Annotated in this window: 22 protein-coding genes; 19 read left to right on the top strand and 3 right to left on the bottom strand. The window is 65.1% G+C overall.

All coding sequences use genetic code 11. The annotated features are described in order from the left end of the window. Positions 1 to 13 precede the first annotated feature (13 nt). The 9 genes from G7045_RS11605 to G7045_RS11565 all read left to right on the top strand — a co-directional run bounded on the left by G7045_RS11605 (position 14) and on the right by G7045_RS11565 (position 10,768). A complete protein-coding gene (locus G7045_RS11605; protein WP_166159788.1) occupies positions 14 to 688 on the top strand; it encodes a TetR/AcrR family transcriptional regulator in 675 nt (224 codons plus the stop codon). Positions 689 to 728: 40 nt separating this feature from the next. After that, entirely contained in the window at positions 729 to 2,525 is a 1,797-nt protein-coding gene (locus tag G7045_RS11600; RefSeq protein WP_166159787.1) for an acyl-CoA dehydrogenase C-terminal domain-containing protein, read from the top strand. 95 nt (positions 2,526 to 2,620) lie between these two features. Beyond that, positions 2,621 to 3,055 carry a DUF2147 domain-containing protein gene (locus G7045_RS11595; RefSeq protein ID WP_166159786.1) on the top strand — a complete coding sequence of 145 codons (435 nt, stop codon included), beginning with the start codon at positions 2,621 to 2,623 and terminating at the stop codon, positions 3,053 to 3,055. 24 nt (positions 3,056 to 3,079) lie between these two features. After that, entirely contained in the window at positions 3,080 to 5,482 is a 2,403-nt protein-coding gene (locus G7045_RS11590) for a 3-hydroxyacyl-CoA dehydrogenase/enoyl-CoA hydratase family protein (protein WP_166159785.1), read from the top strand. A gap of 20 nt (positions 5,483 to 5,502) precedes the next feature. Further along, complete coding sequence (locus tag G7045_RS11585) at positions 5,503 to 6,696, top strand: acetyl-CoA C-acyltransferase (RefSeq protein WP_166159784.1); 1,194 nt, start codon at positions 5,503 to 5,505, stop codon at positions 6,694 to 6,696. A 73-nt stretch (positions 6,697 to 6,769) separates the two neighbouring features. Beyond that, the gene (locus tag G7045_RS11580) at positions 6,770 to 7,591 is read left to right on the top strand and encodes an acyl-CoA thioesterase II (protein ID WP_166159783.1); all 822 of its coding nucleotides are present in this window, start codon (positions 6,770 to 6,772) and stop codon (positions 7,589 to 7,591) included. A gap of 29 nt (positions 7,592 to 7,620) precedes the next feature. Next, positions 7,621 to 8,406 (top strand): enoyl-CoA hydratase, encoded by a 786-nt coding sequence (locus G7045_RS11575; RefSeq protein WP_166159782.1) that lies wholly within the window; start codon positions 7,621 to 7,623, stop codon positions 8,404 to 8,406. A gap of 2 nt (positions 8,407 to 8,408) precedes the next feature. After that, positions 8,409 to 8,891 carry a thioesterase family protein gene (locus G7045_RS11570; protein ID WP_166159781.1) on the top strand — a complete coding sequence of 161 codons (483 nt, stop codon included), beginning with the start codon at positions 8,409 to 8,411 and terminating at the stop codon, positions 8,889 to 8,891. Positions 8,892 to 8,968: 77 nt separating this feature from the next. Then, positions 8,969 to 10,768, top strand: coding sequence for an ABC transporter ATP-binding protein/permease (locus tag G7045_RS11565; protein WP_166159780.1), 1,800 nt, complete (start codon positions 8,969 to 8,971; stop codon positions 10,766 to 10,768). A 55-nt stretch (positions 10,769 to 10,823) separates the two neighbouring features. On the opposite strand, the gene G7045_RS11560 is transcribed toward G7045_RS11565, so the two are convergent. Further along, a complete protein-coding gene (locus G7045_RS11560) occupies positions 10,824 to 13,604 on the bottom strand; it encodes a diguanylate cyclase domain-containing protein (RefSeq protein WP_166159779.1) in 2,781 nt (926 codons plus the stop codon). 256 nt (positions 13,605 to 13,860) lie between these two features. Between G7045_RS11560 and G7045_RS11555 the strand changes: the two genes are divergently transcribed. From G7045_RS11555 to htpX, 10 genes are all read left to right on the top strand, one after another. Continuing rightward, positions 13,861 to 14,799 carry a LysR substrate-binding domain-containing protein gene (locus G7045_RS11555; protein WP_166159778.1) on the top strand — a complete coding sequence of 313 codons (939 nt, stop codon included), beginning with the start codon at positions 13,861 to 13,863 and terminating at the stop codon, positions 14,797 to 14,799. A gap of 202 nt (positions 14,800 to 15,001) precedes the next feature. Continuing rightward, positions 15,002 to 15,883 (top strand): amino acid ABC transporter substrate-binding protein, encoded by an 882-nt coding sequence (locus G7045_RS11550; RefSeq protein ID WP_166159777.1) that lies wholly within the window; start codon positions 15,002 to 15,004, stop codon positions 15,881 to 15,883. 97 nt (positions 15,884 to 15,980) lie between these two features. Further along, positions 15,981 to 16,880: an amino acid ABC transporter substrate-binding protein gene (locus tag G7045_RS11545; RefSeq protein ID WP_166159776.1), complete on the top strand. Its 900-nt coding sequence runs from the start codon at positions 15,981 to 15,983 to the stop codon at positions 16,878 to 16,880. 108 nt (positions 16,881 to 16,988) lie between these two features. Then, positions 16,989 to 17,741: an amino acid ABC transporter permease gene (locus G7045_RS11540; protein ID WP_166159775.1), complete on the top strand. Its 753-nt coding sequence runs from the start codon at positions 16,989 to 16,991 to the stop codon at positions 17,739 to 17,741. 1 nt (position 17,742) lies between these two features. Continuing rightward, positions 17,743 to 18,435, top strand: a complete 693-nt coding sequence (locus tag G7045_RS11535) for an amino acid ABC transporter permease (RefSeq protein WP_166159774.1) — start codon at positions 17,743 to 17,745, stop codon at positions 18,433 to 18,435. A 21-nt stretch (positions 18,436 to 18,456) separates the two neighbouring features. Beyond that, entirely contained in the window at positions 18,457 to 19,194 is a 738-nt protein-coding gene (locus G7045_RS11530) for an amino acid ABC transporter ATP-binding protein (RefSeq protein WP_166159773.1), read from the top strand. Positions 19,195 to 19,344: 150 nt separating this feature from the next. After that, positions 19,345 to 20,397: a dihydroorotase gene (pyrC, locus tag G7045_RS11525; RefSeq protein WP_166159772.1), complete on the top strand. Its 1,053-nt coding sequence runs from the start codon at positions 19,345 to 19,347 to the stop codon at positions 20,395 to 20,397. Positions 20,398 to 20,426: 29 nt separating this feature from the next. Further along, the gene (locus G7045_RS11520; protein ID WP_240919215.1) at positions 20,427 to 21,644 is read left to right on the top strand and encodes an NYN domain-containing protein; all 1,218 of its coding nucleotides are present in this window, start codon (positions 20,427 to 20,429) and stop codon (positions 21,642 to 21,644) included. After that, on the top strand, positions 21,622 to 22,026 hold the full coding sequence (locus G7045_RS11515) for a DUF3025 domain-containing protein (protein WP_166159770.1): 405 nt from the start codon (positions 21,622 to 21,624) through the stop codon (positions 22,024 to 22,026). The genes G7045_RS11520 and G7045_RS11515 overlap by 23 nt, the downstream gene beginning before the upstream one ends. Positions 22,027 to 22,092: 66 nt before the next feature. Further along, a complete protein-coding gene (htpX, locus tag G7045_RS11510; RefSeq protein WP_166159769.1) occupies positions 22,093 to 22,968 on the top strand; it encodes a protease HtpX in 876 nt (291 codons plus the stop codon). A gap of 48 nt (positions 22,969 to 23,016) precedes the next feature. Here the strand turns inward: htpX and G7045_RS11505 are convergent, their stop codons facing one another. Both G7045_RS11505 and cysK read right to left on the bottom strand, forming a co-directional pair. After that, on the bottom strand, positions 23,017 to 24,735 hold the full coding sequence (locus G7045_RS11505; protein WP_166159768.1) for an NAD(P)/FAD-dependent oxidoreductase: 1,719 nt from the start codon (positions 24,733 to 24,735) through the stop codon (positions 23,017 to 23,019). A 94-nt stretch (positions 24,736 to 24,829) separates the two neighbouring features. Beyond that, positions 24,830 to 25,747, bottom strand: a complete 918-nt coding sequence (gene cysK / locus G7045_RS11500) for a cysteine synthase A (RefSeq protein ID WP_166159767.1) — start codon at positions 25,745 to 25,747, stop codon at positions 24,830 to 24,832. Between the last annotated feature and the right edge of the window lie 28 nt (positions 25,748 to 25,775).

The following is a 25,775-nucleotide window of genomic DNA, read 5'->3' as shown; positions in this document are numbered from 1 at the left end:
TTTGCCTGTACCCATGCCTACGCCTTCTGCCGCTCACCCCACTCCCGTTTCCGCTGCCGCGCGCAGCAGCCGGGGGCGTGCGTTGCAAAAGGGGCAGCAGACCAAGGCGGCCATCGTCGATGCCGCCCTGGGGCTGGCCACGCACATTGGGCTGGAGGGGCTGTCGATTGGCGCCCTGGCCGATGTCACGGGCATGAGCAAATCCGGCGTGTTCGCGCATTTTGGTTCGCGTGAGGAGCTGCAGATCTCGGTGGTGCGCGAGTACCACCAGCGGTTCGAGCAAGAGGTGTTCTATCCGGCCCTGGCGGCGCCGCGCGGGCTGCCGCGCCTGCGTGCGCTGTTTGGCAACTGGATGCAACGCACCTCCATCGAAATCGATTCGGGCTGCATCTACATCAGCGGGGCCATTGAGTTCGATGAGCAACCCGGCCCGGTGCGCGATGCGCTGTCGGAATCGGTGCTGATCTGGCTCTCGGCCATGCGCCGCGCCATCGTGCAGTGCGCCGAGCTGGGCGAACTGCGCGCAGACGTGGATGCCGACCAGATGCTGTTCGAGATCCACGGCCTGATCCTGGCCTTGCACTACGAGGCGCGGTTTTTGCGCAACGTCGGCTCGATCGAACGCGCCGTCAAAGGTTTTGACAACATCCTGGCCCACTGCGGCGCAAGCGCTTCGCAGCCGGGCTGATTTTTTTCCCCACACGCTTTCCATCCATAGGAGTACGCCCATGCCCAGCTACCAGCCGCCACTGCGCGACATGCAATTCGTGCTGCACGAAGTCTTCAACGTCGCCGAAGAATTCAAGGCGATGCCTGCGCACGCCGAAACCGATGCGGACACCATCAACGCCGTGCTCGAAGAAGCGGGCAAGTTTGCCGCTGGCGTGGCCTTTCCGTTGAACATCAGCGGCGACGCCGAGGGCTGCAAGCACAACAAGGAAACCAACGAAGTCACCACGCCCAAGGGCTTCAAGGAAGCCTACGCCGCGTATGTGGAAGGCGGCTGGCCGGCGCTGTCGTGCGACCCCGAGTTTGGTGGCCAGGGCCTGCCGCACACCGTCAACCAGTGCCTGTACGAAATGCTCAACAGCGCCAACCAGGCCTGGACCATGTACCCCGGCCTGTCGCACGGCGCTTATGAAGCCCTGCTGGCCCACGGCACCGACGCACAAAAAGCCACCTACCTGCCCAAGCTGGTGAGCGGCGAGTGGACCGGCACCATGTGCCTGACCGAGCCGCACTGCGGCACCGACCTGGGCCTGCTGCGCACCAAGGCCGAGCCCCTGGGCGACGGCAGCTACAAGATCACCGGCAACAAGATTTTCATCAGCGCCGGTGAGCACGATGTGGCCTCCAACATCATCCACCTGGTGCTCGCCCGCCTGCCGGACGCGCCCAAGGGCTCCAAGGGCATCAGCCTGTTCGTCGTGCCCAAGTTCAACGTCAACGCCGATGGCTCGCTGGGCAGCCGCAACCCCATCTTCTGCACCGGCCTGGAGCACAAGATGGGCATCCACGGCAACGCCACGTCGCAGATCGCCATCGACGGCGCCGTCGGTACCCTGGTGGGCCAGCCGCACAAGGGTCTGGCTGCCATGTTCGTGATGATGAACGCCGCCCGCCTGGGCGTGGGCAACCAGTCGCTGGGCCTGACCGAAGTGGCGTTCCAGAACGCCCTGGTCTACGCCAAGGACCGCATCCAGATGCGCAGCCTCTCGGGCACCAAGGCCAAGGACAAGGATGCCGATCCGATCATCGTGCACCCCGACGTGCGCAAGATGCTGCTGACCGCCAAGGCCTACGCCGAAGGCGCACGCGCGCTGCAAATCTATTGCACGCTGCTGCTGGACAAGGCGCACAACCACCCCGATGAGAAGGTGCGCGCCGACAGCGACGAGATGGTCGCCCTGCTCACCCCCATCGTCAAAGCCTTCATCACCGACAACGGCCACATCGCCACCAACGCCTGTATGCAGGTCTTTGGCGGCCACGGCTTCATCAAAGAGTGGGGCATGGAGCAGTTCGTGCGCGACAACCGCATCAACATGATCTACGAAGGCACGAACACCGTGCAGTCGCTCGACCTGCTGGGCCGCAAGGTGCTGGGCAACAACGGCGCCACGCTCAAGAAGCTGGGCAAGCTGATCGGCGCTCTGGTGGCCGAGGAAGGCGTGAACGAGAAGATGGCCGAGTTCATCAACCCGGTCGCCATTCTGGGCGAGCAGATGACCAAGTTCACCACCGAGATCGGCTTCAAGGGCATGCAAAACGCCGACGAAGTGGGCGCCGCTGCCGTGGACTACCTGCGCGTTGCCGGCCACCTGGTGTTTGGCTACCTGTTCGCCCGCATGGCCCAGGTGTCGCTGCGCGCCATCGCCGCTGGTAACAACGACCCGTTCTACGTTGCCAAGCTGCAGACGGCGCGCTTCTACTTCGCCAAGCTGTTCCCCGAGACCGTGCTGCTGATGCGCACCGCCCGCGCCGGCTCCAAGGTGTTGATGGACACCGACGCCGCCCTGGCCTAAAGCCAGCACACCCCCGGCGCAGGCCGGGGGCGGGGTGCGGGGCGGCAGCCGCCACGCCACATTACTATTTTTAGTCTTTTTGCCCTGGAGACCTTATGAGACAAGCGCTAGCAGCTATCGTTTTGGTAGCATTGACCACCCCTGTTTTTGCCCAGATGACGCCCGCCGGCCTGTGGCGCAGCTTTGACGAAAAAACCAATGAGGCCAAGTCTGAGGTGCGTATTGCCGACAACGGCGGCGTGTTCTTCGGGCGTATCGAGAAGGTGCTGCGCAAGAACGCCGAGCCCAACGCCAAATGCGGCGAATGCAAGGACGAGCTCAAGGACCAGCCCATTGTGGGCCTGCAAATCATCAAAGGTGCCAAGAAGGCAGAAGACAAAGATGTGTGGGAGGACGGCAAGATCCTCGACCCCGAAAACGGCAAGTTCTACACCCTGCGCCTGACCCCCATCGAGGGCGGCAAGAAGCTGGAAGTGCGTGGCTCCATCGGCCCCTTTGGGCGCACGCAAACCTGGCAGCGCGTGGAATAACCCCTGAACACGAAACACACAACCATGTCCCGATTCAATGTGAAAAAAGTCGCCGTGCTCGGCGCGGGCGTGATGGGCGCGCAAATTGCCGCCCACCTCGTCAACGTGAAGGTGCCGGTCGTCCTGTTCGACCTGCCTGCCAAAGAAGGCCCGAAAAGCGCCATCGCGCTCAAGGCCATTGCCAACCTGAAAAAGCTCAAGCCCTCGCCCATTGGCGTGGCCGAGGACGCCGACCTGATCGAAGCGGCCAACTACGAAGAGCACTTGAAGCTCCTGGGCGAGTGCGACCTGGTGATCGAAGCGATCGCCGAGCGCATGGACTGGAAGCTCGACCTGTACACAAAAATCGCGCCCCACGTTGCCAAGCACGCCATCCTGGCGTCCAACACCTCGGGCCTGTCGATCACCAAGCTGTCCGAGGCGCTGCCGGAAAGCATCAAGCCGCGCTTTTGTGGCATCCACTTCTTCAACCCGCCGCGCTACATGCCGCTGGTGGAGCTGATCAACACCCCCACCACCGAGCCCCTGGTGCTCGACCAGCTCGAAGCCTTCGTCACCAGCGGCCTGGGCAAGGGCGTGGTGCGCGCCAAGGACACGCCCAACTTCATTGCCAACCGCATCGGCATCGCCGGGATGCTCTCGACGATGAAGGAAGTGGAGAACTTCGGCCTGTCCTACGACGTGGTCGATGACCTGACCGGCAAAAAATTGGGCCGCGCCAGCTCCGGCACCTTCCGCACCGCCGACGTCGTGGGCCTGGACACCATGGCCCACGTCATCAAGACGCTGCAAGACAACCTGAGCCTGGAGACCGACCCCTTCTACGGCAGCTTCAGCACGCCCGCCGTGCTGGCCAAGCTGATCGAAATGGGCAACCTGGGCCAAAAAACCAAGGCCGGTTTCTTCAAGAAAGTGGGCCGCGACATCCTGCGCTTCGAGCTCGACAGCGAGGAGTACGTGCCCGCCGGCCAGAAGGCCGACGACGTGTATGGCCGGATGCTGAAAAAGCCCGCCGCCGAGCGCCTGCGCCTGCTGCGCAACGCCGAAGGCGCGCCTGGCCAGTTCCTGTGGGCCATTTTGCGCAACGGCTTCCACTACGCCGCATTGCACCTCGAATCCATCGCCGACTGCGCGCGCGACGTGGACCAGGCCATGCGCTGGGGCTTTGGCATGAAGCAAGGCCCGTTCGAGCTGTGGCAAGAAGCCGGTTGGCTCGAAGTGGCGAAGATGGTGCAAGAAGACATCGACGCCGGCAAAGCCCTGTGCAGCGCACCGCTGCCCCAATGGGTGTTTGAAGGCCCGGTGGCCCAGGCCGGTGGCGTGCACACGGCCGAAGGCTCGTGGAGCCCGGCGCAAGGCAAGTTCCTGCCCCGGCGTGTGCTGCCGGTGTACGAGCGCCAGATTTTCCCGGAAAAGCTGCTCGGCGAAGCCAGCCTGCCCGACTGGAAGGTGGCCGGCACCACGCTGTTTGAAACCCGCGCCCTGCGTGCCTGGACGGTGGACAACCAGGTGCTGATCGCCAGCATCAAGAACAAGATGCACGCCATCAGCCCCGAGGTGATGGAAGGCCTGATGGAAGCCGTCGAGCTGGCCGAGAAGGACTTCCAGGGCATGGTGATCTGGTCGGGCGACGCGCCGTTCTCGGTCGGTGCCGACCTGGAAGCGACCATGCCCGCCTTCGTGGTGGGTGGCGCGGACGCCATCGACAGCATCGAAGGCGAGCTGCAGAACCTGATGATGCGCCTGCGCTATGCGCAAGTGCCGGTGGTCTCGGCCATCCACGGCATGGCGCTGGGCGGCGGCTGCGAGCTGGCCGTGTACTCGGCGCGCCGCGTGGCGCACATGGAAAGCTACATCGGCCTGGTCGAAGTGGGCGTGGGCCTGGTGCCCGGCGCTGGCGGCCTGACCTACGTTGCGCGCCGCGCTGCCGAGCGGATGCTGCAAAGCACCAGCAAGGACCTGCTGCCCTTCCTCACCGAAGGCTTCACCGCAGCCGCCATGGCCAAGGTGGGCACCAGCGCGATCGAGTCGCGCAAGCTCGGCTACCTGCTCGATTCCGACATCATCGTGCCGCACAAGGACGAAGTGCTGTTCGTCGCCATCAACGAAGCCCGCGCCATGGCTGCCAGCGGCTGGCGTGCGCCCACCAAGCGCCTGTTCCCGGTGGCGGGTCGCAGCGGCCTGGCAACCATCAAGGCGCAATTGGTGAACATGCGCGACGGCGGCTTCATCAGCGCCTACGACTTCAAGATCGCCGCCATGATCGCTGAAGTTGTCTGCGGCGGCGAAGTGGACGGCGGCTCGCTGGTGAGCGAGGAATACCTGCTGACCCTGGAGCGCAAGGTGTTCTGCCACCTGATCGGCCAGCCCAAGACGCACGAGCGCATCTTGGGGATGCTCAACACCGGCAAGCCCGTGCGTAACTGAGCGCCAAGGAGAGATACAACATGAAGCAAGTACAAGAAGCCTACATCGTCGCCGCCACGCGCACGCCCATCGGGCGCTCGGGTCGTGGTTACTTCAAGAACACCCGCCCGGACGACCTGCTGCTGGCCGCCGTGCGCGGCGCGATGGCGCAGGTGCCCACGCTCGACCCCAAGGCGATCGAGGACAGCATCATCGGCTGCTCCTTCCCCGAAGGCGAGCAGGGCATGAACATGGCGCGCATCGTCATGGGCCTGGCGTTTGACCACCCGGTGGGCGGCGTCACCGTCAACCGTTTCTGCGCCTCGGGCATCACTGCCATCCAGATGGCCGCTGACCGCATCCGCGTGGGTGAGGCCGACGTGCTGATCGCCGGCGGCGCCGAGTCCATGAGCATGGTGCCCATGGGTGGCGGCAAGCCCTCGTTCAACCCCGAGGTGTTTGCCAAGGACGAGAACGTGGGCATCGCCTACGGCATGGGCCTGACGGCAGAAAAAGTTGCCCAGCAGTGGAAGATCAGCCGCGAACAGCAAGACGCTTTCGCGCTCGAATCGCACCTGCGCGCCATCAAGGCGCAGCAAGCCGGTGAGTTCAGCGACGAAATCACGCCGTTCGAGATCGTCGAGCGCAGCCCCAACCTGGCGACTGGCGAAGTGATCGAAAAGCGCCGCACCGTCAGCCTCGACGAAGGCCCGCGCCCCGACACCTCGATCGAAGGCCTGGGCAAGCTGCGCCCGGTGTTCGCCGCACGCGGCTCGGTCACGGCCGGCAACAGCTCGCAGACCAGCGACGGCGCGGGCGCGCTCATCCTGGCCAGCGAGAAGGCCGTCAAGCAGTTTGGCCTCACGCCGCTGGCGCGTTTCGTCAGCTACGCCGCACGCGGCGTGCCGCCGGAAATCATGGGCATCGGCCCCATCGAGGCCATTCCTGCCGCCCTGCGCTACGCCGGCCTGCAGCACCAGGACATCGGCTGGTACGAGTTGAACGAAGCCTTTGCCGCGCAGTCGCTGGCCGTGGTCAACACCCTGGGCCTGAACCCGGCCACCGTCAACCCCATGGGCGGTGCCATCGCCCTGGGCCACCCGCTGGGCGCTACCGGTGCGATTCGCGCCGCCACCACCATCCACGCGCTGCGCCGCCACAAGCTCAAGTACGGCATGGTGACGATGTGCATCGGCACGGGCCAGGGCGCGGCGGGTATCTTCGAGGCGCTGTAAACCCCCTGGGCGGGACGCATACCTTCCTGTGCGGGGGGTATGTGCCCGCCTTTTTTTCTGGAGCGCACCACCGATGCATCCCTTGGATACTGCCATTGCACTGACCTCTGCCGCCCCCGGCCAGTTCAGCGGCCAGACCAGCCCGGCGTACTGGAACATGGTGGGCCCCTTTGGCGGCTGCACGGCGGCGCAGCTGTTGCAGGCGGTGCTGCAGCACCCCGATTGCCAGGGCGAGCCGGTGTCGCTGACGGTGCACTTTGCCGCCGCGCAGCAAGACGGCCCCTTCACCATCCAGGCCACGCCAGCGCGCACCAACCGCTCGACCCAGCACTGGATTCTGGCCCTGCTGCAGCCCGGCGCCGACGGCCAGCCCCAGCTGGTGACCACGGCCATGGCGGTGACGGCGCAGCGGCGCAAGACCTGGAGCGCCAGCGACCAGCCCATGCCCCGGGTGGCGCCGCCCAGCGCCTACGCCCAGGCGCAGGTGGCGGGTGATTTCAAGCCGCCCTGGCTCTCGCGCTACGAAATGCGCGTGATTGAAGGCACCATGCCCCAGAAATGGGACGGCGCCGACCACGGCAGCCTGACCCAGCTGTGGCTGCGCGATGCGCCGGCGCGGGCGCTGGATTTTCCGGCCCTGGCGGCCATGGCTGACGTGTTCTTCCCGCGCGTCTGGCTGCGCCGTGCGCGCCTGGTGCCGGCGGGCACGGTGGCGCTGACGGTGTACTTTCATGCCGACAGCGCCCTGCTGGCGGCCACGGGCAAAGGCCATGTGCTGGCGCAGGCGCGCGGCCAGGGCTACCGCAACGGCTTCTTCGACCACAACGCCCAGCTGTGGAGCGAAGCGGGCGACCTGCTGGCCACCAGCCACCAGGTCGTGTACTTTAAAGAATGACCCCCGAGATTCAACCAAGAGACAACGCCATGAGCATTGCTGCGACCGCCCCCCAAGACATCCTGGTGCACACCGAAGCCGGTGTCACCACCATCACCTTCAACCGCGTCGAGAAGAAAAACTCGCTCACCCAGGCGATGTACACCGCCCTGGCCCAGGCCCTGCTGGCGGCGCAGGACGACGCGGCCACGCGCGTGGTCGTGTTCCAGGGCGATGTGACGATTTTCAGCGCCGGTAACGACATTGGCGATTTTCTGAACAATCCGCCGGCGAGCGAGGATGCGCCGGTGTTCCAGTTCCTGCGCGCGCTCGCCGGTTTTTCCAAGCCGCTGGTGGCTGCCGTCTGCGGCCCGGCCGTGGGCATTGGCACCACCTTGCTGCTGCATTGCGACCTGGTGTACGCCGGCGACAACGCGGCGTTCTCCATGCCCTTCGTCAACCTCGGGCTGTGCCCCGAGGCGGCGTCGAGCCTGCTCTTGCCGCAGATGCTGGGCTACCACCGCGCGGCCGAGGCGCTCTTGCTGGGCGAGCCCTTCTTGGCCGAGGCGGCGCTGGAAGTGGGCCTGGTCAACCGCGTTGTGCCGCCGACCGAGTGCAACGCCGTGGCGCAGGCGCAGGCGAAGAAGCTCGCCGCCAAGCCGCTGTCGTCGCTGGTTGAGACCAAGCGCCTGATGAAAAAAGGCCAGGCCGGTGCCGTGCTGGAGTGCATGGCCGAGGAGGGCGCCAGCTTTGGCCGCCTGCTGCGCGGCCCGGCGGCGCGGGAGGCGTTTTCCGCCTTCATGCAAAAGCGCCACCCCGACTTCAGCCAGGTGTGAGCATGGGCCCGCGTGCGCCGCAGGCGGTGGTGTTCGAGCCCGAGTTCATCGCCGGCATCAAGGACATTTTTGAAGACAAGATCGTCTTCAACAAGCTGCTGGGCATCACCATCGAGCGCCTGGAGAGCGACTGCGTGACGGCGCGCATCGCCATGCGCCCGGACTTGGTGGGGCATTACGCCTACAACCGGATGCACGGCGGCGTCATCAGCGCCGGGCTCGACTCCATGGGCGGCCTGGCGGTGATGGCCGCCATTGGCGCGCGCCACATGGACGAAACCCCGCTGCAGCGCCTGCTGCGCTTTGCCAAGCTCGGCACCATCGACCTGCGCGTGGACTACCTGCGCCCGGCGATTGGCGCCGCCTTCGGCCTGCGCGCGCAGGTGCTGCGCCTGGGCTCGCGCGTGGCCAGCACGCGCATGGAGTTCTTGAGCGCCGAGGGCGAAATCCTCGCCACCGGGGCCGCCGCCTACATCGTCTCGTAGCCGCGCGCGGGGGCGGCGCGCAGCAGGCGGCGGCGTTGCTGGGCACAATCGCCGCTTTCTGTTCTGGATTGCCTGCCATGCGCCGTGTTGGCGAAGCCCCCCTGCCCGAATCCCCCCGCACCCGCTCCGACCGCGCCACGCTGGCGCGGCTCATGCCCTATCTGTGGCAGTACAAGGGCCGCGTGCTGGCGGCCATTGCCTTCATGGTGGGCGCCAAGCTGGCCAACGTGGGCGTGCCGCTCTTGCTCAAGCAACTGGTCGATGCCATGACGCCGCCGGCGGGCGGCGTGCCGGCGTTGCTGGTCGTACCCGCCGGCCTGCTGCTGGCCTATGGCCTGCTGCGCCTGGCGAACTCCGTGTTCAACGAGCTGCGCGAGCTGGTCTTTGCCAAGGCCACGCATGGCGCGGCGCGCGCCATTGCGCTGCAAACCTTCGAGCACCTGCACCGGCTGTCGCTGCGCTTTCACCTGGAGCGCCAGACCGGCGGCATGACGCGCGATATCGAGCGCGGCGTGCGCGGCATCGAGTCCATGGTGTCGTTTGCGCTCTTCAACCTCGCCGCCACGCTGGTCGAGGTGCTGCTGGTGCTGTTCATCCTGGCCGACCGCTTTGACTGGTGGTTTGCCGCCATCACGCTCACGGCGCTGGGGCTGTACATCGCCTACACCGTGCGGGTGACGGAGTGGCGCATCCAGTTCCGGCGCCAGGCCAACCAGTTCGACTCGGCCGCGCACAGCAAGGCCATCGACTCGCTGCTGAACTACGAAACCGTCAAATACTTCAACAACGAAGCCTTCGAGGCGCGCCGCTACGACCAGAGCCTGGAGCAGCTGCGCCGCGCCCAGCTCAAGGCGCGCAGCACGCTGGCGCTGCTCAACGGCGGGCAGCAGCTCATCATCGCCATCGGCCTGGTGGCCATGCTCTGGCGCGCCACCGAGGGCGTGGCCGCCGGCCACATGACGATTGGCGACCTGGTCATGGTCAACGCCTTCATGCTGCAGATCTACATCCCGCTCAACTTCCTGGGCGTGATCTACCGCGAGATCAAGCAGAACCTGACCGACCTGGACAAGATGTTCACCCTCATGGACAAGGCGCAGGAGGTGGCCGACGCCCCCGGTGCGAGCACTCTGGCGGGGCTGGCTGCCCCCACGGTGCGCTTTGAGGACGTGCATTTCGCCTACGACCCGGCGCGGCCCATTTTGCAGGGCCTGAGCTTTGAGATCCCGGCGGGCAAGACGGTGGCCGTGGTCGGCCCCTCGGGCGCGGGCAAGAGCACTTTGAGCCGCCTGCTGTACCGCTTCTACGACATCCAGCAGGGCCGCATCACCATCGCCGGGCAGGACATCCGCAGCGTGACGCAGCAGAGCCTGCGCCGCGCCATCGGCATCGTGCCGCAGGACACGGTGCTGTTCAACGACACCGTGGCCTACAACATCGCCTACGGGCGCCCGGATGCCAGCCAGGCAGAGGTGGAGCAGGCGGCGCGCGCGGCGCACATCCACGACTTCATCGCCGCCCAGCCCAAGGGCTACGACACCATGGTTGGCGAGCGCGGCCTCAAACTCAGCGGCGGCGAGAAGCAGCGCGTGGCGATTGCCCGCACGCTGCTCAAGAACCCGCCGCTGCTGATTTTTGATGAGGCCACGAGCGCGCTCGACTCGGCCAACGAACGCGCCATCCAGGCCGAGCTGCGCGCCGTGGCCCAGGGCAAGACGGCGCTGGTGATTGCGCACCGCCTGTCCACGGTGGTCGATGCGCACGAGATTCTGGTGCTGGAGGCCGGGCGCATCGTCGAGCGCGGCAGCCACGCCGCCCTGCTGGCCGCTGGCGGGCGCTACGCCAGCATGTGGGCGTTGCAGCAAAATTCTGCATAAAAAGTGCCTCTAGCGCTTGTCTGGTAAGCGCTAGCAGCTATCATTTTTATAGTAATCAGACCGAGCCAGAGGCCTGCACCACCTGGTTGCGTCCCCGGGCTTTGGCCTGGTACAGGGCGGCGTCGGCCTGCTGCAGCAGCTGCGCCGGGTTCAGGCTTTGCCCTGGGGCCAGGCAGGCGATGCCTATGCTCACGCCCAGCCGCCCCGAGGGGGCGTTGGCGTGCGGCAATGCCAGGGTGGCCAGCTGTTGGCACAGGTGCTGGCCCAGGGCTTGGGCGCTGTGGGTGTCGCTGTCGGTGGCGATGAGGGCAAATTCCTCGCCGCCGTAGCGCGCGGCCAGGTCGCCAGGGCGGCGGGCATAGCTTTGCAGCAGGTGGGCGACGCTTTGCAGCGCCCGGTCGCCCTCCTGGTGGCCGTAGTGGTCGTTGTAGGCTTTGAAGTGATCGACATCGAGCAGCAGCAGAGCCAGGGGCGCGCCGCTGCGCTGGCTGCGGGCGATTTCATCGGCCAGGTGCTGGTCGAACTGGCGCCGATTGGCCAGGCCGGTCAGGCCGTCGGTGGCGGCCAGGGCGGCGAGCTGCTGGTTGGCCGCTGCCAGGGCGGTGGTGCGCTCGGCCACGCGCAGCTCCAGCTCCAGCGTGTGCCGGCGCAGGCGCCGGGCCATGCGGGCGAGGGCGCGGCTCAAGGTGGCTATCTCGCGCACCGGGCTGGGCAGGGGCGGCGCAATATGCCACTGGCCTTCTGCCAGCTGGCTCGCCCAGTGGCTGAGCGTGGCCAAGGGCTGCGCCAGGCGCTGGGCCAGCCACCACACCAGCACCATGGCCAGGGCCCAGAAAAACAGGGTCAGCAGCAGCATATTGCGCAGCATGTCGCGGCTGGGGCCGTCAAAGTGGTGCTGCGGCAGGCCGATGACGATGTGCAGCGTCGGCCCGTTGGGCAGCTGCAGGGTTTGCCGGTGGGTCAGGTAGGGCTCGGTATCGACCGTGATGCCCGCCTGGCTGGGGCCTTCTGGCTGCTGGGGCGCTTGCAGCAGCAAGGCGGCCTGGCGGATGGCGGCGCTGCTGCTGTGCTCGGGGCGCAGGCGCTGCACGCGCCCGCTTTGCAGGCGGTACAGCGGGATGTTGTCTGAGCTGGCCAGCAGCTCGCCGCTGCCCTCGGTGACGAAGGCGAAGCCCCCCAGTGGCGTGATTTGGGCGTGCAGAAATTCGCTCAGCTGCGACAGGGCGACGTCGGCAGTGAGTACGCCCAAAAACTCGTGGCGGCTGTTGTACAGCGGGCTGCTCATGCCCAGGCCCAGGGTGTCGTACAGGCCATCCGGATCGTGGATGGCGTAGCGGTACGTGGGGTACCAGCGGATGCTGTTGGCCGTGATGGCGGCCTGGTACCAGGGTCGGCGGCGGGGGTCGAAGTCGGCATTGCCCTGCTGCGCCAGACCTATGGGCTGGTAGTCGTCGTTCACGCGCTGAATCTGTATCGTGCCGTGCGGTGCAGCGGTGTTGTGCACCAGGCGCAGGGCGCGGTCTTGCCCCAGCGGCGGGCGGCTGGCGCTGTAGTACGCGCCGTCTTTGGTACCGACCGACAAAAAGGTCAGCCAGGGCTGGTAGCGCAGCTGCAGCAAGAACTGGTGCTGCAGCTGCTGCGGCGCGTCCAGCTGCAGCAGGCCGGAGCGAAACTGCTCGGTGTTGTAGGTCACCATCTGGCGCGGCACGTCCATGAAGGCGCTGACCTTGTCGCGCACGCGCAGCGCAACCTCCTGCGCCTGGCCTTGTTCGAGCGTGCGCGCCGCGCGCATCGAGGTTTGCAGCGATAGCCAACCGGCGAGCCCCACCAGCAGCGGCACGGGCAAGGCCAGGGCCAGCAGCAGCAAAAAGCGCAGCGGCAGGCGCCGGCGTGGTCGGCGTGATCCGGATGTGCCCGATGCGCTGGCCGTGCTGGACAGAGGCAGGATATGGGTGGAGGGCTGCGACGCAGCCCAGGCACTGGCTGCGCCCAGGCGGCGCTGGTGGCGCCACCACAGCAGCAGGGGCAGCAGCGCCAACACCAGGGCGGCGCTGCCAATGCCAGCGGCGCGGGCCAGCGGATAAGCGCTGTAGGCCGGGGCGGCAGCAAGTTCCCAGTGGCCGTCGGGCAGATGCACCTGGGCGCTGGCGTGGGGGTGCTCGAAGGTGCTGGGGTCGCCCCACAGCGGCTCGTTGGTGCCGCCGGTCGATGTGCTGCGCAGGGCCAGATGCGCTCCGATGGCGCCATCGCGCAGCCCCACCGATTGCAGCAAGGGTTCGAGCGCTGCTGCCATCGACACCTGCCCCCAGGCCGGCGCGGGTTGATCGTCCGCTGGGCTGGGGGCGCCGATGAAGATGGCGGTGCGTGCCACGACCCCGGTGTGCCCGCTTTGCGGCATACGCACGGGTGCGTTGAAAACGGTGCGGCGGCTGCGCTCGGCGCGCTCGATGCTGCGTAAAAATTCGGGCCGCAGGCCGTAATTGAGGCCCAGCAGGGCTTCGTTGCCGACCTCGGGATAGACGTATTGCGCCTTGAGCTGGCGCATCAGCACCACGCTCAGAATGCGCGGCTCTTGCGCTATGGCCTGTGCGGCCAGCTGGCCGAGCCGGTGCGGCGACATGTGCGGCTCTTGCGCCAGCGCCACCGCCAGTGCCTGGTTTTGGGCTGCGATGCTGTCCAGAGCCTGCTCCAGCGCCGCCGCGCGCGGCTGCAGCAGCGCTTGCAGCTGCTGGCGCTGCCCCTGCTGCCAACGCTGCTGGTCGTGTTGCACCAGCCCCAAGCTCGCGGCCAGGCAGGCAAGACACCACAGCAAAGCGGCAAGCAGGGGGTAGGGCATGAAGGCAGTGGGCGGCGCAGCCAGACAGTGAGATGGGCGAATTTACTGCAGCTGCCGGGCCGGGGCTACAGCGTGAAACACTTATCCATCCGGTGTCGTGGCGTCTGTATGGAGGATTGAATAGGCCTGTAGGGCTTATCTATAAAGCGCAAGCAGCTATGATTTTTATAGTGCTTTGGCCATGTTTTCAAGCCTCTTGGGTGCCCGCGTAACTCCCGGGCTGCAGCCGCAGTGCGCGGACGGATAATGCCGCGCTATGGAAACCAAATGGTTAGAAGATTTCGTCAGCCTGGCTGAAACGCGCAGCTTTAGCCGTTCGGCGCAGCTGCGCCACGTCACCCAGCCGGCTTTTTCGCGCCGCATTCAGGCGCTCGAAGGGTGGGCGGGCACCGATCTGGTCGATCGCAGCTCCTACCCCACGCGCCTGACGCCGGCGGGCAAGACGCTGTACGACCAGGCGCTGGAGATGCTGCAGGGCCTGCACAACACCCGCGCCATGCTGCGCGCGCACACCAGCGCGGGCAAGGAGCTGGTCTCGTTTGCCGTGCCGCACACCCTGGCCTTTACCTTTTTCCCGGCCTGGGTGTCGCAGCTGCACGCGCAGTTCGGGCCCTTCAAAAGCCGCCTGATCGCGCTCAACGTGCACGATGCGGTGATGCGCCTGGTCGAAGGCGGCTGCGATCTGCTGATCGCCTACCACCACCCCTCGCAGCCCATCCAGCTCGACCCCGAGCGCTACGAGATGGTCAGCCTGGGCGAGGAGGCGCTGTCGCCCTACGCCAAGCCCGACGCCCAGGGTCAGCCGCTGTTTCGCCTGCCCGGCGTCGCCACCGAGCCGCTGCCCTATCTGGGCTATGCGCCCGGTGCCTACCTGGGGCGGCTGACGGATTTGATCCTCAAGCAGGCGGGCAGCCCGATCCACCTCGACCGGGTGTACGAAACCGACATGGCCGAGGGCCTCAAGGCCATGGCGCTCGAAGGCCATGGGGTGGCATTTTTGCCCTATAGCGCGGTGCGCAAAGAGCTCGAAGCGGGCCTGCTGGTGAGCGCTGCGCCGCCAGAGCTGCAGAGCCTGCGCATCGTCATGGACGTGCGTGCGTACCGCGAAAAGCCGGTGGGCAAGGAGCAGCCCCAGGGTGCAGCCCAGGCGCTCTGGACGCATTTGGAAACATCTGGAATTCCATGTCTAGGGTAAATACTAATATGAATATCTTGCATAATCCGACCCCTTGATTGGCATTGGCTTTTGCCGGGCAGCGCTCGTACAGTGCGCTGCTTTGCTGGGTGGTGGGGTCGTTTGGATGGGGCCTGTCGCTGTGCAGTGCTCTGGTGCCTGCTGCAGTCAGAAGTTGCAGCGGGTTTGTTTCCCATAACCGACCTCATTACGGAGTGTTGTCATGAAAAAAATGCAGGCTGGCTTGGCGCTGGCGTTGGCTCTATCGGCTGGTATGGCGGCGGCAGACGGCGTGCTCGAACGCGTGGCTGCCGGCGGCAAGATGGTGCTGGCGTACCGCGACAGTTCGGTGCCGTTTTCCTACGTTGAAGGCGGCAAGCCCATCGGCTACGCCATGGACTTGTGCCAGGGCATCGTCGAAGCGGTGCGCAAGAAAACGGGCGTGAAGGAAGTGCCGGTGTCGTACCTGGCCGTAACGTCCGAGTCGCGCATGGACGCCATCACCCAGGGCCGTGCCGATCTGGAGTGCGGTTCGACCACCAACAACGCCGAGCGTCGCCAGAAGGTTGCGTTCACCATTCCGCACTTCATCACTGGTTCGCGCCTGTTGGTGCGTGCCAACAGCCCAGTGATGAAGATGGAAGACCTGGCCGGCAAAAAGCTGGTTTCCACCACTGGTTCGGCCCCGCTCAAGGCGGCACGCGATGCCAATAGCGAGCGCTTGATGGGTATCACCATCGTCGAAGCCCCGGACCATGCCCGTGCCGTCGAGATGGTGGAAAAGGGCGAGGCTGAAGCCTTCGCCATGGATGAAGTCCTGCTCTACAGCCTGGCCGCCAGCCGCTCCGATCCCAAGGCGCTGAAGGTGGTGGGACGTGCCCTTTCCATCGAAGCCCTGGCCATCATGCTGTCCAAGAACGACGCCGCTTTCAAAAAAGTGGTGGACGATGAAATGCGTCGCCTGATCTCCAGCCATGAGATCAACACCATGTACGACCGCTGGTTCCAGCAGCCCATCCCGCCGCACAAGCGCGCGCTGAACCTGCCGCCGAGCCATTTGCTGCGCGACTTCTGGAAACACCCTACCGACCAGCTGCCGTTTTAAGGCTATACCCGCAGCCATGAATGTGATGACTGCCAGCACCGAACTCGGGCGCTGGCGGCTTTGATTTTTGTCCCGCTTCACCCATAAGGAGATAAGCATGAAGAAGCAACTGCTGGCCCTGGCCATTACCACGTTGGCCGCCACGGGCGCACTGGCGCAGGCCAATGACACTCTGGCCAAGATCAAATCCACGGGCGCCATCACGCTGGGGGTACGCGAATCTTCGGGCCTGGGCTATACCCTGGGCAACGGCAAATACGTCGGCTTTCACACCGAAATGGCCGAGCGCATCGCCGGCGATGTGGAAAAGCAACTGGGCCTGTCCAAGCTGGACGTCAAGTACCAGCCCGTGACGTCGCAAAACCGTATCCCGCTGGTGACCAACGGCACGGTCGATCTTGAATGCGGCTCGACCACCAACAACATGGCGCGCCAGAAGGAAGTGGCCTTTGCCTACACCACCTACGTGGAAGAAGTGCGCATTGCCGTCAACGCCAAGTCGGGCATCACCGGCATCAAGGACCTGAACGGCAAGACCATCGTCACCACCACGGGCACAACCTCGGTGCAGACCCTGCGCAAGAACAAGCGTGCTGATGGCCTGACGTTCAAGGAAGTGATGGGCAAGGACCATGCCGACAGCTTCCTGATGCTCGAAACCGGCCGTGCCGACGCCTTCATCATGGACGGCTCCATCCTGGCTGCCAACATTTCCAAGTCCAAGACGCCGAGCGACTTCAAGGTCGTCGGCGAGGTGCTGTCGGTCGAACCCATCGCCTGCATGTTGCGCAAGGACGACCCGGCCTTCAAGAAGGCGGTCGATGACTCCATCGTGCGCCAGATCAAGGATGGCTCGCTGGCCAAGCTCTACGACCGCTGGTTCATGCAGCCCATCCCGCCGGCCAACGTCAAGGTCGGCCTGCCGCTGTCGGCCGCGACCAAAGAAGCCTGGGAACACCCCAACGACAAGCCGATGGAGTCTTACGAAGTCAAGTAAGGCATTGGTGCAAGGCTTGGCCCCTTCCGCCAGGAATGCCGGAAGGGGCTTTTTTGTTGCGCGGCAGCGCTGCGTGGCGTGGTTTTTCAGAAAGAACGAGGTGTTCCTATGAGCTGGGATTGGCAGGTGTTCTGCCAGGACACCATTACCCAGGAAGTGGGCGCGAGCTGCTTTGGCAAGGGCGGCGAGATCACTTACCTGGACTGGCTGCTGTCGGCCTGGGGCTGGACGGTATCGGTTTCACTGCTCTCGCTGGCCATTGCGCTGGTGGTGGGCGCCATCATCGGCACGCTGCGCACCCTGCCCAACAGCCCTTGGGCCGTGCGTCTGGGCAATGCCTGGGTGGAATACTTTCGCAACATACCGCTGCTGGTACATATTTTTCTGTGGTACCACGTCATTCCGACGCTGGTGCCCGCGATGAAATCGCTGCCGGGCTTTGTGCTGGTGGTGTTTGCGCTGGGTTTTTTTACCTCGGCGCGCATTGCCGAACAAGTGCGCTCGGGCGTGCTGGCGCTGCCGCGTGGTCAGCGCTACGCCGGCATGGCGATGGGCTTTACCACGTTCCAAACCTACCGCTACGTGCTGCTGCCCATGGCGTTTCGCATCATCATCCCGCCGCTGACGAGCGAGACCATGAACATCTTCAAGAACTCGTCGGTGGCCTTTGCCGTCTCGGTGGCCGAGCTGACCATGTTTGCCATGCAGGCGCAGGAAGAAACCGCGCGTGGCGTCGAGGTTTATCTGGCGGTGACGGGGCTGTACGTGGTGTCGGCCTTTGCCATCAACCGCATCATGGCCTGGGTGGAAAAGTCGGTGCGCGTGCCCGGCCTGATCGCTGCGGGCGGGGGAGGGCATTGATATGAACCTCAACCTCGACTGGTCGTTTTTCTCCTGGGAGCTATACACCCAGTTCGTGCTCAAGGGCCTGTATTTCAGTGTTTTCCTGACCGTGGTGGCCACGGCAGGCGGCATTGCCCTGGGCACGGTGCTGGCCATGATGCGTTTGTCGGGCAAAAAATGGCTGGATGTGCCGGCCACCATCTACGTCAACGGGATGCGCTCGATTCCGCTGCTGATGGTGATTTTGTGGTTCTTCCTGCTCATGCCGGCATCGTTTTACGCGCTGTTTGGCGAGTTTGGACGCGAGCACCGCGCCGAGATGTCGGCCATCATCACCTTCATTGCCTTCGAGGCCGCGTACTTCAGCGAAATCATGCGCGCCGGTATCCAGTCCATCCCGCGCGGCCAGGTATTTGCCGGCCAGGCGCTGGGCATGAGCTACGGCCAGAACATGCAGCTGGTGATCTTGCCGCAGGCGTTTCGCAACATGCTGCCGGTGCTGCTGACGCAGACCATCATCTTGTTCCAGGACACCTCGCTGGTGTACGCCATTGGCGCCTACGACATGCTCAAGGGCTTTGAGATCGCCGGCAAAAACTATGGTCGCCCGATCGAGTCCTACCTGGCCGCAGCTGCGACCTACTTCGTCATGTGCTACGCGCTGTCGTGGAGCGTCAAGCGCCTGCACCAGAAGATTGCCATCATCCGCTGAAGCCTTGCCAAAGGAATTTCCATGATCGAACTCAAAAACGTCTCCAAGTGGTACGGCAGCTTCCAGGTGCTCAACGGCTGCTCGACCAACATCCAAAAAGGTGAGGTGGTGGTGGTCTGTGGCCCCTCGGGCTCGGGCAAGTCCACGCTCATCAAGACCATCAACGCGCTCGAACCCATCCAGCAGGGCGAGATCTGGGTCGATGGCACCGCCATCCACGACCGCGCCACCAACCTGCCCAAGCTGCGTTCGTGCGTCGGCATGGTGTTCCAGCACTTCGAGCTGTTCCCGCACCTGTCGGTGACGGAAAACCTCACCATTGCGCAGATCAAGGTGCTCGGGCGCAACCCCCAGGACGCCAAAGTGCGCGGCCTGAAGATGCTCGACCGCGTCGGCCTGTCGGCGCACAAGGACAAGTTCCCCGGCCAGCTCTCGGGCGGCCAGCAGCAGCGCGTGGCGATTGCGCGCGCCCTGTCCATGGACCCCATCGTCATGCTGTTCGACGAGCCCACCAGCGCGCTCGACCCCGAGATGGTGGGCGAGGTGCTCGACGTCATGGTCGGCCTGGCCAACGAAGGCATGACCATGATGTGCGTGACGCACGAAATGGGCTTTGCCAAGCGCGTGAGCAACCGCGTCATCTTCATGGACGTGGGCGGCAAGATTTTGGAGGACTGCTCGAAGGAAGAATTCTTCGGCAACCCCGAGGCGCGCCAGCCGCGCACCAAGGACTTCCTCAACAAAATCCTGCAGCACTGAACCTGCAACCCTGGCCCGCCCCCGGGCCTGGCATCCAAGGCGCCTGCGGGCGCCTTTTTTCATAGGCTTTTTGGCCTGTAGCGCTTGCTGAATAAGCGCGAGCAGCTATTTTTTTAATAGCAATAGATACCAATGGGACAATCTCCCCCCATGACCGCCACCCTCGATACCCTCACCCTCACCCTCACCCGCCCCGACGACTGGCACCTGCACGTGCGCGACGGCGCCGCCCTGGCCACCGTCGTGCCGCACACCGCCGCGCAGTTTGGCCGCGCCCTCATCATGCCCAACCTGCGCCCGCCCGTGACCACGGCAGCCCAGGCGCTGGCCTACAAGGTGCGCATCCTCGCCGCCGTGCCCGCCGGTGTGCAGTTCGAGCCCTTGATGGCGCTGTACCTCACCGACAACCTGCCGCCCGAGGAAATTGCCCGGGCCAAGGATGCGGGCGTGGTCGCCGCCAAGCTCTACCCCGCCGGCGCCACCACCAACAGCGATGCCGGCGTGACCGACCTGCGCAAGACCTACAAGACGCTCGAAGCCATGCAAAAAGCCGGCGTGCTGCTGCTGGTGCACGGCGAAGTCACCAGCCCCGACATCGACCTGTTCGACCGCGAAGCTGTGTTCATCGAGCAGCAACTCATCCCGCTGCGCCGTGACTTCCCCGAGCTGAAGATCGTTTTCGAGCACATCACCACCAAGGAAGCCGCGCAGTACGTGCAGGAGGCCGACCGCTTCACCGCCGCCACGCTGACCGCGCACCACCTGCTCTACAACCGCAACGCCATCTTTACCGGCGGCATCCGCCCGCACTACTACTGTCTGCCGGTGTTGAAGCGCGAGACGCACCGCCAGGCGCTGCTGCAGGCCGCTACCAGCGGCAGCAGCAAATTCTTCCTCGGTACCGACAGCGCGCCGCACCCCGCGCACCTGAAAGAGCACGCCAGCGGCTGCGCCGGCTGCTATACCGCGCACGCCGCGCTGGAGCTGTACGCCGAAGCCTTCGACAGCGTCGGCGCGCTGGACAAACTGGAGGGTTTTGCCAGCTTCCACGGCCCCGCCTTCTACGGCCTGCCACGCAACAGCGGCACCGTCACCCTGCGCCGCGAAAGCTGGACTGCCCCCGAGAGCTACCCGTTTGGTGACGCCCAGCTCAAGCCGCTGCGTGGCGGGGAAGCGCTGGGGTGGCGGGTGGTGGTGGGGTAATGGCCGAGGCCTCCAAGGCAGCGCCGCCGGTGCGCAACCTGGCGGTTTTTATCGACGCAGACAACCTGAGCGACGCCACGGCGCTCGACCATGTGCTCAATGACCTGCGCCAGCGTGCCGACCGCGTGCTCTACAAGCGCGCCTATGGTCGTGCAGAAAGCCTCAAAGCCATCGAGGCCGTGCTGTGGCGCCATGGCGTGCGCCCGGTCGCCAACATGATCGTCAACAAGGTAACGACCGACAGTGCCTTGGTGATCGACGCTGTGGAGGCAGTCTGCCAAAACCAGTTGGATGCCGTAGCAATTTGCTCGGGCGACGCCGATTTTGTGCCCCTGGCAACGTGGCTGCGCGAGAAGGGCTGTCTGGTGTGGTGTTTCAGCTTGGCAGGGCAAATTTTTGCCAATCCCGAGAGCTTTTATGACGATGTCGTGCTGCTGGAGTTGGTGGAGCCTCCATCCACGGCCACTGCGGTTTTGGAGGATTCCACGGCAGCGACTGCGCCAGCGCAAGCATCCATTGGGGTGCCAGAGGCTACTCCCCAGCCTCCTATGCCCTTGGCCCCCAAATCCCATGCGGTAGCACCCGCTCCGGTTACTCCGGCAGTTTGTGGGGGTAATGTTGAGCAAATTTTGTGCGCCTACCCCGCCTTGCGTACCGGAATGCCCCAACATCTGGGCCAGGTCATCAAGGCATTGCGTGAGCAGGGCATTTTGGCTGCCGGTACCAAGGCCACGACATGGTTTGCCCAATGGGGTGCGGCGTTTGTGCTTTCTCCTTTTCCCGCGCCCAACCAAATCATGTACCAAGCTGCGGCCACGAAATCGCGTTGCCCTGCGCTGCCCGACGATGTGGCGCGCACCTTGGCCGCAATCCCTGCATTGCGCGAAGTACCACAACAGCTTTCGCACATCGTGCCGGTGCTGCGTGAGCACACCATTTTGGGAAAAACCACCAAATCCACCGCATTCTTTGCCCGTTATCCGGCCTACTTTCGGTTGAGCCCAGCCCAGCAGCCAACCCAGGTGGCGTACACCGCACCAGCACCCCTGTCGGTTGCTGATGTGCTGCTCGCTGTCCCGGAAATGCTGGCAGGCCAATGGATGGATTTGGGCAGCGTCAGCAAAAAATTGCACACCAAAGGTCTGGTTCGCACCCCTGAGCAGGTACGCACCCTGTTGGCCGCGCACCCAGCGCGCTTTCTTCTGATCCCGCCAGGTGCTCCGAATGCAGTTCAATACTTGCGGTGATACGGTCTGCACACCAGCGGGATTACACGCCATCGGCTGGCAAGCCCCCAGGCCAGAAAGGCTGGCCGCCGCTGGCGCTACCGACGGGGCGGTTGTGTGGCGCCAGGCGCAGTGCATTGTCTTTGGCCACGCGTTGCTGGAACAACTGGTTTATCCAAGAAAACCACTCGCAGCGCACGTCTATCAAGCGCAAGAAGCTATCAAAAATATAGCAAATATCGACGCTTGGCTGGCGCAAGACCTGCAGGCTTCGCATCTGCAAGGCAAGCCGTTTGTCCCCTTGCCTGTGCTCGGGATTGCGCTCTGGTGGCCGGCGAACGAGAACTTTTCGTTCTACGATGACTCCTTTGTGTTCCGTCCCGCCCGACCCCTGTGTTCTTGAAAAATGGGCGTGGCGCACCCAGTTTCTGTCTCTCTCATCCCTGCCTGCCTCTTTGGAGCTCCTTCGATGAAACGTATCGTCTTATTCGTCCTTACCAACCTCGCCGTCGTGGTGGTGCTGGGCATTGTTTCTAGCCTGCTGGGCGTGAACAAATATCTCACGGCCAACGGCCTGAATCTGGGCGCGTTGCTGGGCTTTGCCCTGGTCATGGGCTTTGGCGGCGCCATCATTTCGCTGCTCATCAGCAAGCCCATGGCCAAGTGGTCTTCGGGCGTGCGCGTGATCGACGGCTCGGGCTCGCCCGATGAGCGCTGGATCGTCGAGACCGTGCGTGGTTTTGCGCAAAAAGCCGGTATCGGTATGCCCGAAGTCGGTATTTTTGAAGGCGACCCCAACGCCTTTGCCACCGGCGCGTTCAAGAATTCGGCCCTGGTGGCCGTCTCCACCGGCCTTTTGCAGAACATGACGCGCGAGGAGGTCGAGGCCGTCATCGGCCACGAGGTGGCGCACATCGCCAACGGCGACATGGTGACCATGACGCTGATCCAGGGCGTGATGAACACCTTCGTCGTCTTTCTCTCGCGCGTCATCGGCTACGCCGTGGACAGCTTTTTGCGCAAGGACGATGAGCGCAGCTCCGGCCCCGGCATCGGCTACATGGTGACCACCATCGTGCTCGACATCGTGCTGGGTTTTGTGGCCGCCATCATCGTTGCCTGGTTCTCGCGCCAACGTGAGTTCCGCGCCGATGCGGGCGCTGCCCAGCTCATGGGGCGCAAGCAGCCCATGGTCAACGCCTTGGCGCGCCTGGGTGGCCTGCATCCGGCTGAATTGCCCAAGAGCGTGGCGGCCATGGGCATTGCCGGTGGCATTGGCCAATTGTTCTCCACCCACCCGCCGATCGAGGAGCGCATTGCGGCGCTGCAGAACCTGCAGGGTTGATAGCGCGGCGCGTATGCACGGCGCTGGCCTGGGGCCAGCGCCGTTTTTTTATGCCCCCACCATCGCCCGCGCCACGGCCTCGCCCACCTTGATGCCGTCCACGCCGGCGGAAAAAATCCCGCCGGCGTAGCCCGCACCTTCGCCCGCCGGGTACAGGCCGGGGGTGTTGCAGCTTTGAAAATCTTCGCCCCGGTCGATGCGCAGAGGCGAGGAGGTGCGTGTCTCCACCGCTGTGAGCAGGGCGTCGGGCATGTCGTAGCCCTTGATCTTGCGCGCCATGGCGGGCAGGGCCTCGCGCAGGGCGGCCACGGCGTAGGCGGGAAGCAGCTGGGCCAGGTCGCACAGGTGCACGCCGGGCTGGTAGGAGGGCTGCACGCTGCCCAGCGCCGTAGAGGCGCGCCCAGCCAGAAAGTCGCCCACCCGCTGCGCTGGCGCGCTGTAGTCACCCCCACCGAGCACGAAGGCCTGTGCCTCCAACTGGCGCTGCAGCACGATGCCCGAGAGCGGGTGCGCCGTGCCCGCTGGCAGGCTGCCCGCGCCCAGGCTGTCGCCGAAGACGGCCTCGAAGGCGGCGGCGTCCTGTGGGTAGTCCTCGGGCGCAATGCCCACCACCATGCCGGCGTTGGCGTTGCGCTCGGCGCGGGAATACTGGCTCATGCCGTTGGTGACCACGCGGCCCGGCTCGCTGGTGGCGGCCACCACGGTGCCGCCGGGGCACATGCAAAAGCTGTACACGCTGCGGCCATTGCGGGCGTGGTGCACCAGCTTGTAGTCGGCTGCGCCCAGCAGCGGGTGGCCTGCGTGCTGGCCCCAGCGGGCGGCGTCGATCACGCTTTGCGGGTGCTCGATGCGCACGCCCACTGAAAACGGCTTGGCCTGCATCTGCACGCCCAGGCGCCAGAGGGCGGCAAAGCTGTCGCGTGCGCTGTGGCCCAGGGCCAGCACGGCGTGGCGCGTGGGCAGTTCGTAGTCGCTGGCGCTGGCCAGGTCGTGCACGCGCAGGGCGGTCAACTGGCGGTGGGCATCGAGCACCAGGCCATCAACGCGCTGCGAGAAGCGGATTTCGCCGCCCAGGGCGATGATTTGCGCGCGCAGGTTCTCCACCATCTTCACCAGGCGGAAGGTGCCGATGTGCGGGTGCGCCTCGTACAAAATTTCTGCCGGCGCACCGGCGGCGACGAATTCCTGCAGCACCTTGCGCCCCAGGTGGCGCGGGTCTTTGATCTGGCTGTAGAGCTTGCCGTCAGAAAACGTGCCTGCGCCGCCTTCGCCGAACTGCACGTTCGATTCGGGGTCAAGCTGGCGCTTGCGCCACAGGCCCCAGGTGTCCTGCGTGCGCCCGCGCACGGCCTTGCCGCGTTCGAGCACGATGGGCCGAAAGCCCCTTTGCGCCAGCACCAGCGCGGCAAAAATGCCGCAGGGGCCAAAGCCCACCACCACCGGGCGCTCGGCCAGGCCCGCCGGGGCCTGGGGTGGCGGCTGCCAGGCCATGTCGGGCGTGCGCTGGATGTGCGGATTTTGGGCGTGCTGCGCCAGCAGGGCGTCTTCCTGCGCCGGCTCGGCCAGGGTGCAATCGACGATATAGACCGCCAGCAGCGCGGCCTTGCGGGCGTCAAAGCTGCGCTTGAACACCTGCAGTTGCGCGATGGCGTCGGGCGCAAGGCCCAGGGTTTGGGCCGCGAGCGTGCGTAGGGCGTCCAGGGGGTGGGTTTCAGGCTCCAGGGGCAGCGCGGCCAGGGGCAGGCGCAGTTCGGCAAGGCGGATCATGGTGGGAATGGCCCGTGGTGATCGGGCAAGAAGGTGCAATAAAAAAGGGGCGCAAATTTTACGCCCCAGGGTTTTTGTGCGGTGCGAACAGGGTTCAGTTTGGCAAAAAGCCTTCCACCGACAGGTAGCGCTCGCCCGTGTCGTAGTTAAAGCCCAGGATGCGGCTGCCCGCAGGCAGCTCGGGCAGTTTTTGCGCAATGGCGGCCAGCGTGGCGCCGCTGGAGATGCCCACCAGCAGCCCTTCTTCGCGGGCGCAGCGGCGGGCGTATTCGCGGGCCGGTTCGGCATCCACCTGGATCACGCCATCGAGCAGGCGGGTGTCGAGGTTTTTCGGGATGAAGCCTGCGCCCAGGCCCTGGATGGGGTGCGGGCCGGGCGCGCCGCCCGAAATCACGGGCGACTGCGTGGGCTCCACGGCAAAGACCTTGAGTTGCGGGAATTTCTCCTTGAGCACGCGCGCGCAGCCCGTGAGGTGCCCGCCCGTGCCCACGCCGGTGATGAGCACATCGAGCCCGTCGGGGAAGTCGGCCAGGATTTCCTGCGCCGTGGTGCGGGCGTGGATGTCGGCGTTGGCCGGGTTCTCGAACTGCTGGGGCATCCAGGCGCCCGGGGTTTGGGCCACCAGTTCCTCGGCGCGGGCGATGGCGCCTTTCATGCCTTTTTCTTTCGGCGTGAGGTCAAATTGCGCGCCGTAGGCCAGCATCAGGCGGCGGCGCTCGATGCTCATGCTGTCGGGCATCACCAAAATCAGCTTGTAGCCCTTGACGGCGGCCACCAGTGCCAGGCCGATGCCGGTGTTGCCGCTGGTGGGCTCGATGATGGTGCCGCCGGGCTGCAAGGCGCCGGATTTTTCCGCGTCCTCCACCATCGCCAGGGCGATGCGGTCCTTGACCGAGCCGCCGGGGTTGCTGCGTTCAGATTTGACCCACACGTTGGCGCCTGCGCCAAACAGGCGGTTGATGCGGATGTGCGGCGTGTTGCCAATGGTTTGCAATACGTTGTCGGCTTTCATGGCGTCTCCGGAGAAGAAAAAGCAGCAG

The sequence above is a fragment of the Acidovorax sp. HDW3 genome (assembly GCF_011303755.1).
Taxonomy (GTDB): domain Bacteria; phylum Pseudomonadota; class Gammaproteobacteria; order Burkholderiales; family Burkholderiaceae_C; genus Paenacidovorax.
The sequence above is the reverse complement of the archived record's forward strand: the minus strand, read 5'-3'. Positions and strand labels throughout refer to the sequence as shown.